The sequence below is a fragment of the Chitinophaga sp. genome (genome assembly GCF_039596135.1).
Taxonomy (GTDB): domain Bacteria; phylum Bacteroidota; class Bacteroidia; order Chitinophagales; family Chitinophagaceae; genus Chitinophaga.
In genome coordinates this window covers 25770-37131 of sequence record NZ_JBCNKH010000056.1, presented here as the reverse complement: position 1 = coordinate 37131, position 11362 = coordinate 25770, and the positions used below count along the sequence as shown (strand labels likewise).

The following is an 11362-nucleotide window of genomic DNA, read 5'->3' as shown; positions in this document are numbered from 1 at the left end:
ATGCAAAACTGAGAGAGGTGGTAATTGGGTATGCATTGCCCAAAGCATGGCTGAATAAGACTTTTATCAGTAATGTAAATGTATCACTGGTGGGCAGGAACCTGCTGTACTTCTATAAAGATAATAAGTACAAGGGTATCGATGTAGAGCAGTACAATACTGCCAGTGCGGCTTCCGGCCTGCAAACGCCTACTACCAGGAGGTTTGGTTTTAATCTGAATGTTGTGTTTTAAACCTGTTAAAAATTAAAGGATGAAAAAGCTCATCATATTCGCAGCTGCTATCATTGGTATGAGCGGTTGTAAAAAAAGTTTCGACGATCTGTATGTAAATAATAACAAGCCTACGTCAGTACAGGCCTCTTTATTATTCAACGGGTTGCTGGCAGGTCTTATTGATGCACCGGGTGGACAACTGGACAGGATCAGTCAGTACCAGTTGCAGAATAACTCTTACTTCGGTAATAACCAGTATAACTTCGGATCGGGCGATAACCTGTACCTGAACCTGACGAATGTAGTCAATATGGAAAAACAGGCACTGGCTGCCGGTGCTGCTGCACGGAATCCATATGCAGCACTGGGTAAATTTTTCAGGGCATATTTCTTCGCAAAGATGAGTCTTGAAATGGGAGATATCCCAATGACGGAGGCACTGGAAGGTGCGACCAACCTCAAACCCAAATACGATGATCAGAAGACGGTGTTTAGCCAGTGCCTCAACTGGCTGGATAGTGCAAATACAGACCTGGCAGCCCTGATTGCGGCCAATGATCAAACCCTGACCGGCGATATGTATTTCTCCAATAACCTCCGGCAATGGCAGAAAGTCGTGAATACTTATGAATTGCGTCTCCTGATCCATTTAAGCAGGAAAGCCAGTTCTGACGAAGATCTGAGAATTCCCCAGCGGTTTGCCACTATTGTGAATGATCCAGCCAGTTATCCGGTCATGACCGGTATGTCAGATAACCTGCAATATGTGTGGCTGAATCCTACCAATAAATACCCGTTGAATAAAGAAACTTTTGCAAACGGTTCATTGAATAACAGTGCTTCTACTTATGTAGGATTGTTAACCACGCTGAAAGACCCAAGGGTATTTGTCACGACAGATCCGGCTCCGGGCATCGTATCCTCCGGTGGCAGCCCTACAGATTTTTCTTCCTTTAAAGGCGGTGATATCGGTGCAGATATGGGAGTACTGGCTACGCAGAATGGTGCAGGTGTGATCAGTTATATCAACAGGTGGAGGTATTATTCTGGTTATACAGCAGAGAATACTTTTATAGTAGGGTACATTGAGATGTGCTTCAACATTGCAGAAGCGATTAACAGGGGATGGGTGAATGGAGATGCGGAAGCTTATTACAGGGCAGGTATCAAAGCATCCTGGAGTTTCTATGGCGTGCCCAATGCCGGCGCTATGACTGTGTACTCATTGCCACTGGGGGTGCCTGTCACCGGCCCATATGTACAGTCAACCGTAAATGTGAACTTCGAAGATTACTATGCGCAGTCCAATGTTAAATATGCTGGAAATAATGATGCAGGGTTAACAGAAATACTACAGCAGAAGTATATTGCTTTCTTTTGTAATAGTGGTTTAGAACCGTATTTTAACTGGAGAAGAACGAAAGTACCTACTTTCAGCACCGGCGTAGGAAATGGCAATAACAACATGGTTGCTATGCGGTATAAGTACCTGTCACAGGATCAGTCTGCAAATACAGCCAATTACAATGCAGCGATTGTACAGTATGGCAATGTAGACGATATCAACGGTATAATGTGGATTTTAAAATAAGACTATGAAAAGGTTATTAGGTAGTTTTTTAATGCTGGCTTCCCTGGGAGCAGCTGCACAGACAGATGTGCAGGCACATAGAGGCGGGCGTGCTTTGATGCCGGAAAATACTATTCCCGCTATGAAGCATGCCATAGACCTGGGTGCACGTACGCTGGAACTGGATTGTGTGATCTCGGAGGATAAGAAAGTAGTCGTATCGCATGATCTGTATATGTCTGCCGATTTCATGCGTACCCCGGAAGGGAAGGATATTGATAAGGCCAATGAGCAATCTTATAAGTTGTACACCATGCCGTATGACAGTATCCGGAAATACGATGCCGGTACCAAGCCACATAAAGATTTTCCCAGGCAGGTGAAGATGAAAACCTATAAACCACTGTTGTCCGAACTGATTGATAGTGTGGAGGCTTATGTGAAAGCGCATCACCTGAAACCTGTGTATTATAACATGGAGACCAAGTGCTCTCCTGACGGAGATAACATTTTTCACCCCGCACCAGGTGAATTTGTGGGCCTTATGATGCAGGTGATCAGGGACAAAGGCATCCAGAACAGGGTGACTGTACAATCTTTTGACATCCGGACTTTGCAGGTGATACACAAATTGTACCCCAAACAAAAGCTCGCATTGCTGGTGTATGGGAAAGATAGTTTTGAAACGAATATTGAGAAATTAGGCTTTACGCCAGACATCTACAGCCCTTATTCCGCACTGGTAACCAAAGAGCTGGTGACCACTGCTCATAATAAGAAAGTACAGGTACTGCCCTGGACGGTGAATGACCCGCAGGAAATGCAGAAAATGATGGAGCTGGGGGTAGACGGAATTATTACAGACGATCCGGAAGCCCTGGTGAAATTGGCAGGCAGCTATCAGAAGAAATAGATTCAGTACCTTTGCGGTTCATTTTGAATCGTATTATGACTTTTGATGAACTAAACCTCAGCAAGCCTTTACTGAATGCCCTGAGTGATCTGGGCTATACAACGCCCACTACCATTCAGGCGAAGGCGTTTTCTGTGGTCATGTCCGGTCAGGACGTATGTGGCATTGCACAGACCGGTACGGGTAAAACCTTTGCCTACCTGCTGCCCTGTTTGCGGCAGTGGAAGTTTTCCAAAGAGCGCTATGCCCAGATCCTGGTAGTAGTGCCTACCCGCGAGCTGGTTACCCAGGTAGTGGAGGCGGTAAAGAAATTGACACCCTACATGAATGTGGAGGTCGGAGGATTTTTTGGTGGGGTGAATATGAACCCCCAGATGGTGACTGCCAGTGGAAAACTGGATGTGGTAGTAGCTACTCCCGGCCGTTTGGTAGACCTGGTGCTGAGTGGCGCATTGAAACTAAAAGCTATTAAGCGACTGGTGATAGATGAGGTAGATGAAATGCTGAACCTGGGCTTTCGCCCGCAACTGAAACATATCCTGGATTTACTGCCGGCTAAGCGGCAAAACCTGCTCTTTTCGGCAACCATTACCCCGGAAGTAGAAGATTTGATGGAGGTGTACTTCAATGCCCCAGTGACCATAGAAGCGGCACCTGCGGGTACCCCACGTGAGAATATCAGTCAGACCGGGTATGCAGTGCCTAACTTCAATACCAAGGTAAACCTGCTGGAACTGCTGCTGAAAACAAATGCGGAGATGAGTAAGGTGCTGATCTTTGCCGCTACCAAAGAACTGGCGAACCAGCTGTATGAACAGATAGAAACGAAGTTCCCTGAGCAGGTGGGGGTGATTCACTCCAATAAAGAGCAGAACCATCGTTTTAATACGGTAAAGAAGTTTAAGTCAGGTGAATACCGCTTCCTCATTGCTACAGATATCATAGCGAGGGGTATTGATATTGAGGATGTAAGCCATGTGTTGAACTTTGACGTACCAGAGGTACCGGAGAGCTACCTGCACAGAATTGGTCGTACCGGTCGTGCGGACAAGCATGGTAAGTCTATCATTTTCTATACTGAGCGTGAGAAAGAGGGATTGGAAAGGATTCAGACTTTGATGAATTATGAGATTCCTTTGGCACCATTACCGGAAGACCTGGAAATCTCTGATGTGCTGACGGATGATGAAAAGCCGGAGGTGAAGATGAAGAATTTCCTGGTGGCTTTGCCTAAGCTGGAAAGTTATGGACCTGCTTTTCATGAGAAGAAGGCAAAGAATAAGAAGGTAAATGTTAAGATCTCCCATAAGGAGAAAATGCAGATGAAATATGGTAAGCCGAAGACGAGAGGCGCCAAAAAGAAAAAGAGATAAAAAAGACCCGGCCTATGCAGCCGGGTCTTTTTAGATATAGAAGCGTCGAAGAAGCATCGAAGACGCGTCGAACAAGCGTCGAAGAAAGCTTATAGAAATTCCTGTTTTATTTCCATGTTTGCTCCCCTTTCTTCATCTTATCATAAATAGCCTGGTACTCTGGTATTTCTTCCTCATGAGCCAGTTCTACTGACCTTACCATCCATTTCAGTGCATTTTCCTTATCCCCCAGCTTATACAGCAGGTTAGCATAAGTACCCATCGTAAAGGTATTCCTTTCTATCTCCACCACCCTGTCCATCCATTTCAGTGCCTGGTTCAGCAGGGTGGTATCGTCAGTACCATTAAATACCTTTTGCGCCATGCTGCTGATTTTGGTAGGAGAGAAGCTGGTGCCGCCTTTGCTAAGATAGTCTGTGACGCTTTCCGTCATCGGCTGCCAGTCATGGGTCTTTTTCGCATCTGCTTCCATTTCCAGGATAGCGAGAAATTGTGGGCGGAATGGATCTGGTATAGAGGTAGTATCGGCGTCTTTCAGGCCCAGGTCTACACTGGCTGTTTGCGGAATGAAGGCGGCGTGTATTTTGCGCAGCGTATCGATAGGTACCTTGATGATCTTACGATCGTAAGTAATCAACCCATTTTCCTCAATTTCCACGTCGAAGGGTTCTGTATAGATAGAGCCGGACTGGCCCTGTGTTTCGTAATCTTTTAGTTTCCTGACCATGGAGGCATAACGGGTACTTAATTCCGCAGGGGTGATTTTTACATATCCCCAACCGGCAACGGCATCCCATTCATGGTTTTTCACAGGTACGCCAATACCTCCCCACTCTCCCAATACTCTTGCTTTGCCGGGAAGAGCCGGGGCAATACCGGGACCCGGATAGTCATGTACGTCGGCAAAGTCAGCGCTGGCCCACTTTTCAGTAACCTGTTGTCCATCCATCTCGTAGTTTTCGCCGGTATGGCCATTTACAAGGCGGGTAGGATCTGTACTCTTCAGCCATTTGGTTAGCCGGAGCTGATCGTAGGTGAACCAGCCTTCGTTGAACAGTACCCATGAGATGATGGAAGGGTGATTATAGAGTTGTGCCACGTTGGCGGCGCTTTCTTTTTCAAAAGCATCTTTGGCTTCAGGCTTCAGACTGGCGCAGGTCACCATATCCTGCCATACGAGCATGCCCAGTTTGTCTGCATAGTAATACCAGCGGGCTGGTTCTATTTTAATATGCTTACGAATGGTATTGAACCCCATTGCTTTGATGGCTTCGATGTCAAAGCGGAGGGCGTCGTCAGTAGGTGCTGTATAGAGTCCATCCGGCCAGAAACCCTGATCAAGTACCCCAAGGTTATAAGTGTATTGATCATTCAGGTAGATTCTTTCCTGTCCATTCGGATCTTTTTTGATGGCGATTTTGCGCATGCCGAAATAAGAAGTAACGGCATCGGAGGTATCCCCATTTTGAATCAGTTTCACAGAGAGGTCATAGAGAAAAGGATCTTCAGGGCTCCACAGGTGTGCTTTGGAAACAGGTATTTTGATGGTTTCATTGGCCTTCCCTTTGGTGGCGCTGATGATTTTGCCATTTGTGCCGGCGAAGGCCGCTACTTTACAATTGGCTGCCACACCACCGGTTTTGACGGTGAGGGAGAGGAACCCGCCATCTACATCAGGCGTAATAACGAGGGCGGAGATGTAGGTGTCAGGTACGGTTTCGAGCCATACTGTTTGCCAGATGCCGGTGGTAGCGGTATAGCGGATGCCTTTGGGCGCCAGTACCTGTTTGCCATGGGGATTGATGCCCTGGTCGGTAGGATCCCACACGCTTACCAGTATTTCATTGTCGCGGTCTCTCAGCAGGTGGGTGATGTCATAAGTAAAATTCTGGTAGCCACCGGTGTGCATGCCGGCCTGTTTGCCATTTATATAGACGGTGCTTTGCCAGTCAACGGCCCCGAAGTGCAAAAGAATCCGTTTCCCTTCGATCCTTGAAATGGGAGGCAGGGTACGCCTATACCAAAGGCGTTGTGAGGGCAATACAGCCTTTTTAACGCCCGATAATGCCGATTCGATAGGATAAGGCACCAGGATCTGTCCAGCGAAAATTACAGGCTTTGTAGCGTCTTTGTCGGTGATGGCGTATTCCCATAGTCCGTTTAGGTTCTGCCAGTTGTCACGAATCATCTGGGGACGTGGATATTCAGGCAGTGCATTTGTGGGAGATACGAGTTGGGCCCAGCGGGTTTGCAGGGCGACTGGCTGCAGCTGCCAGTTGGTCTGCGCGTGTAATACAGGTGTTGCACAGGAGAAGGTGAGGAGAACAGCAAGCTGTTTAACAAAACGTTTCATTATAAAGGTTTAAGTAGCTGACGAATATAACAGCCAGGAGGGAAGTATATCCGCAGTGGTAGCAGGTGAAATATGACTAGTTGCGGATAAGGGGAAAAAGTAACATTTATATTAAGCGGGTTGTCAGGATGCAATCAAAAACAGGCCGGAGAATAAAACCTCCGGCCTGCCGCTATAAAACAAAAGATTAGATTATTGAATCACTATTTTCTTCGTCACTGCAGCATCCTTTGTACTGATTTGTATAAAGTACAAGCCAGCCGGTAGCCCCTGACCGATATTAATCTTCGATTGATACTGAGTTTGCTGATCACTCACCACGGCACCACCAGCATTGATGACCCGTATCCTGGCTGGTTGGGCAGCAGGCAAACTAATTGTCACACCCTGTGTACCGGATGCGGGGTTGGGGAAGACCTGTAAACCTGCAATGCTGTCTTTGGTGGTAGCAGCTACCCTTGCAGAAGAAATGAGTGATACACTCCATTTCTGACAGTTGCAACCATTGTAATCATATAATGCCAATTGCTGTCCAGCCGTAGTAGATGCATTCGGTACTTCGACCACCCTGTTGCCATTCATAGATGAGAACACCAGACTACCATTGCCTGCACGTTCCAGTTTGAATTGCTGACAGGTGCCTCCCCAATAGCTGTACAAATCAAGTGGTGTACTATTTGCAGATGCACAGTTGTATACATCAGCAGCCAAACCACCCAGCGCACAGGTTATTTTCCAAACCCCATTCCCCAGGGCGGTAAAATCCCATTGCTGACAGGTCAGACCAGCAGCAGTACCTTGTGCAATAGCTTGCAGGGAAGCGCCGGTACAGCCCCAGGCATCCCATACCAGACCACTGTTTTGATTGGTAATGGTATACCTGCCGGCAGCAATCCAGTCGCGGGTAAAGAATGGCCAGCCGCTTGATTCCCAGCCTACATTGGCCACGCCCAGTGTAGGTGTGCCACTGTTGTTGCCGTCATAATAATGATAGGTAAGAAAGTTGTAACCGTTTTCACTGTAATATCCAATTTGACCGGGGCCGATATAAGTACCTGAAGTGCTGAGCACCGTTGTACCCCCGCCACTGAGGAGACTGGTACCATTTTTATCTACATATGGACCGGTCGGGCTGGCAGACCTTCCCATCTGTACATAATAGGTGCTGCTGGTGCCATTGCAGCACACGCCCCTGTTGTAAAACAGGTAGTAGTAGCTCCCGCTTTTGATCACATAAGAAGCTTCCATGTCTGTGCTGCCGCTGCCGGCAATATTGTAAAGGGTAGAATTCAGGCGTTTGCCTGTAGAAGTATTGAGCTGTGCCAGCCAGATACCAGTGAGGTGAGAACCGAAAGTAAGCCAGTAGTTACCGCTGGCATCTGCAAATACAGCGGGATCTATAGCGCCATAGGTGCTGGATGAAGTGGAGTATACCACTACACCCTGATCTGTCCAGTTGCTCAGGTCTGTGCTGGTAGCAACCCCAATGGCACAGGGGCGGCCGCCGGTAGAACAGGCGTAGTACAGGTAATATTTACCATTCATGTACACGCACTCAGGTGCCCAGAAGTTGCCGGCAAAATCTGTTACATAAGTATTGATCCAACTGGGCCAGGTGCCGGCAGCAAATACCGTGGAGGCGGTGGTCCAGTTAATCAGGTCTGTAGAGGTAAGGTGATAAATCTGATTGCCGGTGCCAAACACATGGTAGACGCCGTTTCGCTTGATAATCGTAGATGGGTCGTGGATGCCTGTGAGGCCCTGGAGGGCATAGGATGAGCGGCATACGAATAGGGAAATAATGAAAAGTGTAAAAGTTTTCATAACAATGAAAGGGTTTAAAATATTGAAAATTGGGTACTTAGTGGAATCGGATTACATGTGCGCTGGCAATACCAGCAACAATCAAAGAACTTTTAAGTGTTTATTTAACAATTAATCAAAAGTAAATAAATTTGTGAATATAATATCAGGAAATGATAATTTAATTTAACCCATTTGTTAAAATGACATAAATCATGATTGTCAATTGTTATTTGCAGTAGCTTTGCAAAAATTTGAGAAGGATCAGTGTTGCAAATCACTAAAATATTCAACTTTGAAACGGCGCATGCGCTGCATGGATACGCCGGCAAATGCAGAAACTTACACGGACATTCCTATAAGTTGCATGTAACTGTCAGCAGTAAAACACCTGAGCAGGGATACCTGGGGGGTACTGGAATTTTGATGGACTTTAAAGACCTGAAAAAACTGGTGAATGAAAAGGTAGTGGATAAATTCGATCACCGCCTTATTCTGTCCAAAGCTTACCTGGCTGCTAATCCTAATTTAGGAGAACTGGAAAATCTCGAAATCTGGGATATCGAACCATCTGCAGAAAACATCATCCTGTATATCAAACAGGAACTGCAGGGTGGATTCCCCGAAGATGTAGAGTTAGTTAAACTGGTTTTGTATGAAACCAGCGATTCTTACGCCGAATGGATCAAGTAATATATTTGAATCTAAGCCGCAGTAGAGTGGATCAAGTCACAAACTGGTGGTTGTATCATGGGAATCATCGCATAGCTTTAAGGATCAACATTATGGTAAACTGATACACCCTTTTTCCGATAAAAGGCCTGAGCATTGCTCAGGCCTTTTTGTTATAGTGGTTCGCTGTTCTATACTGTCAATTGCGCCTGTGGCAGCTCGCAGGCACCGCCCGCACAGGCAGCAGCACCCAGGGTATTCACATCCACATAGTCAGGCAATTCTTCTTTGTATTTGCTCCAGTCGATCATCTTCGCATTCTTCACAATTGTCATGTAGCGATAATAGCGATGCACATCTTTCAATGCATAGGTCATCTTTTTCAGATCTTTCTTAAAGTAGTTTTTCGCAAACTTCTTTGCACGCCTGATCCAGTCTTTCTGATAGAAGATCTTTTCACGGCTGCCTTCCAGTGGCAGGTTCCTGTCCAGCACATACATACATGCTTTCCACAGGTCCTGGTCAAATGCATGCAGCCCATCCACGATCAGACCTGATGCCATGATCACACCATCTCCATACATTTTGATCAGCTCCTCAGGTGTAAACACTTCTGAATAAGGCGCCTGATTGTATTCCAGTGAACCTGACATACCCAGCAGAGAGATACCTGCAAAGTATTTGCGGTTGGCATAGATATAATCAGTTACATTCTCCCAGTTATCTACTGAAATAGTATTAGATACATTGTGTCTTACAGATGGTATCACACATCTTTCAATACTGGTACCCGGATAGACCCAGTTTTCCATAATGAACTTCACTATTTCCAGGTGTTTCACTCCATACACATCGTGTTTACTCATGGCCTTTGGTTCTGCTTCCATGGCAAAGCCAATGGCATAGTCACGACCATTGAAATCCCACACACTCTTCTCTACCAGTTCAGGATTCTGTGATTTGAAAAACTCTACGCCATATTCATCCGGATTGACCTGTACATAACGGATCCAGCGTTTGCCTTCCACAGGTTTTACGCCTGAAGAGGATCCGAGAATAATAGCCCCATTTCCATCCGGTTTACTGAGGGTGGTACGCGCTGCATAGTTAATACCTAAGATATCGGCCAGTTCTTTATTGATATCTTTAATGAGTTGTACGCCTTCTGCCAGCGTTTCTTTGTTCAGCAGCACATCAGGGTTATCTAACCAACCTGATATTGCACAACCTAATAAGGCTTCTTTTTTGAAAATCTCTTCTGTTACACTACCTACATAGTCGAATGTGGTATAACCCGCCTGCAGCGTACCTAAGATGGCCAGTGCCTTACACATGCGGAGGAAAGTTTTCTTGTCTCTGCACATTGCACCATTACCCGTTGTCAGGTTACATCCCTGCCAGCCGGATACCCATCCATTTTCTGTTTTCAGCTTAGGCACCATTCCCACTTCCACACATGGATTGTAAAGTATTTCAAGATCATCCAGCCATACGAAACCGGGTTCTCCAAATTCCTTTACTGATTCCATAATGGACTGAAACTCTTCGTAGGTAGTTGTTGATTTCAGCAGGGCAACTGAGTTGTTAGAGCGTGCACGTTGGGGTTGTGTGATATACCAGTTGCCAGTCTTCGCATTCAGCATTTCTTCGTCATCCTTGCTGAATATACAGATGGTAGCGCTTCTTCTTACACCGCCGGCCAGCACTGCATTAGAAGCATGCATTACAATGTCGTAAGCAAGAATGCTTCTCATGGTACCACCCTGTGATTTCAGCCACTGTTCAATGATCTCTTCTATTTTCTGTATCGCTATTTTCAGCGGATCGGAGCCGGGAGCCTTGAACCCGGAAGAGATGTAAGCACCTTTAGGTCTGATGAGAGAGTAATCCAGTCTTACTTCATATCCCCAATAGGTCTGGAACTTTTTGTCTGCCCTGAAATAGGATGCCAGCAGTACACCAATAGCATCGGCCCAGCCCTCTATACTGTCTTCAATGATAAAGGTCCTGGTCCCCTTGTCACGTACCTGTAAATCAGGAAGTTTTGCAATATGATGCTGCTGTACTGAAAAACCTACTCCGCAGCCGCTTAGCAGCCACCACATGGATTCTCTGAAGAATTCAGGTCTGTCGCAATAGGAGGTCAGACAGTTATACATTTTGGAGTTATGACGCAGGATGGGGAGGCCGCCAAATTGTAGTGCCCGTTGGGAACCTAATACCAGTTTATCAACATAAGCATCTTCTGCAAAATCCATGTATTCCGACAACACCTTGTTATCCAGCAGGCGTGCGTATTTGTCACGGTGCATTTTCATGACCCGTTCCCGAATGGCTTCTTCCCAGGTCTCCTTCCTGCTCAGTTCAGGACGGTACTTTAAATAGCCAGTCTGTAGCTTAAATTCTGATAAAAAGTTCTGCATGCTCTAAAAGTCTTGATTTTAAATGCCTAACAATGGTATT

At 46.2% G+C, this 11362-nt stretch carries 8 protein-coding genes; 5 read left to right on the top strand and 3 right to left on the bottom strand.

Translation table 11 applies throughout. The features are described 5' to 3' along the window. From ABDW16_RS24295 to ABDW16_RS24280, 4 genes are all read left to right on the top strand, one after another. On the top strand, positions 1-233 hold a 233-nt coding region (locus tag ABDW16_RS24295; RefSeq protein ID WP_343673373.1), incomplete at its 5' end, for a hypothetical protein. 19 nt (positions 234-252) lie between these two features. Next, on the top strand, positions 253-1806 hold the full coding sequence (locus ABDW16_RS24290) for a SusD/RagB family nutrient-binding outer membrane lipoprotein (RefSeq protein WP_343673371.1): 1554 nt from the start codon (positions 253-255) through the stop codon (positions 1804-1806). A gap of 4 nt (positions 1807-1810) precedes the next feature. Further along, the gene (locus tag ABDW16_RS24285; RefSeq protein ID WP_343673370.1) at positions 1811-2698 is read left to right on the top strand and encodes a glycerophosphodiester phosphodiesterase family protein; all 888 of its coding nucleotides are present in this window, start codon (positions 1811-1813) and stop codon (positions 2696-2698) included. 35 nt (positions 2699-2733) lie between these two features. After that, on the top strand, positions 2734-4071 hold the full coding sequence (locus ABDW16_RS24280; RefSeq protein WP_343673369.1) for a DEAD/DEAH box helicase: 1338 nt from the start codon (positions 2734-2736) through the stop codon (positions 4069-4071). Positions 4072-4177: 106 nt separating this feature from the next. Here the strand turns inward: ABDW16_RS24280 and ABDW16_RS24275 are convergent, their stop codons facing one another. Continuing rightward, on the bottom strand, positions 4178-6424 hold the full coding sequence (locus ABDW16_RS24275; protein ID WP_343673368.1) for a sugar-binding domain-containing protein: 2247 nt from the start codon (positions 6422-6424) through the stop codon (positions 4178-4180). A 192-nt stretch (positions 6425-6616) separates the two neighbouring features. Continuing rightward, on the bottom strand, positions 6617-8248 hold the full coding sequence (locus ABDW16_RS24270; RefSeq protein WP_343673367.1) for a family 43 glycosylhydrolase: 1632 nt from the start codon (positions 8246-8248) through the stop codon (positions 6617-6619). A gap of 246 nt (positions 8249-8494) precedes the next feature. Between ABDW16_RS24270 and ABDW16_RS24265 the strand changes: the two genes are divergently transcribed. After that, on the top strand, positions 8495-8920 hold the full coding sequence (locus ABDW16_RS24265) for a 6-carboxytetrahydropterin synthase (RefSeq protein WP_343673365.1): 426 nt from the start codon (positions 8495-8497) through the stop codon (positions 8918-8920). A gap of 170 nt (positions 8921-9090) precedes the next feature. On the opposite strand, the gene ABDW16_RS24260 is transcribed toward ABDW16_RS24265, so the two are convergent. Then, the gene (locus tag ABDW16_RS24260) at positions 9091-11322 is read right to left on the bottom strand and encodes a hypothetical protein (RefSeq protein ID WP_343673363.1); all 2232 of its coding nucleotides are present in this window, start codon (positions 11320-11322) and stop codon (positions 9091-9093) included. Positions 11323-11362: the final 40 nt, after the last annotated feature.

Bases quoted from the DNA above. Each gene is read 5' to 3' on its own strand.
- ABDW16_RS24275 (WP_343673368.1), bottom strand. From the start codon at position 6,424: ATGAAACGTTTTGTTAAACAGCTTGCTGTTCTCCTCACCTTCTCCTGT.
- ABDW16_RS24280 (WP_343673369.1), top strand. From the start codon at position 2,734: ATGACTTTTGATGAACTAAACCTCAGCAAGCCTTTACTGAATGCCCTG.
- ABDW16_RS24285 (WP_343673370.1), top strand. From the start codon at position 1,811: ATGAAAAGGTTATTAGGTAGTTTTTTAATGCTGGCTTCCCTGGGAGCA.
- ABDW16_RS24260 (WP_343673363.1), bottom strand. From the start codon at position 11,322: ATGCAGAACTTTTTATCAGAATTTAAGCTACAGACTGGCTATTTAAAG.
- ABDW16_RS24270 (WP_343673367.1), bottom strand. From the start codon at position 8,248: ATGAAAACTTTTACACTTTTCATTATTTCCCTATTCGTATGCCGCTCA.
- ABDW16_RS24290 (WP_343673371.1), top strand. From the start codon at position 253: ATGAAAAAGCTCATCATATTCGCAGCTGCTATCATTGGTATGAGCGGT.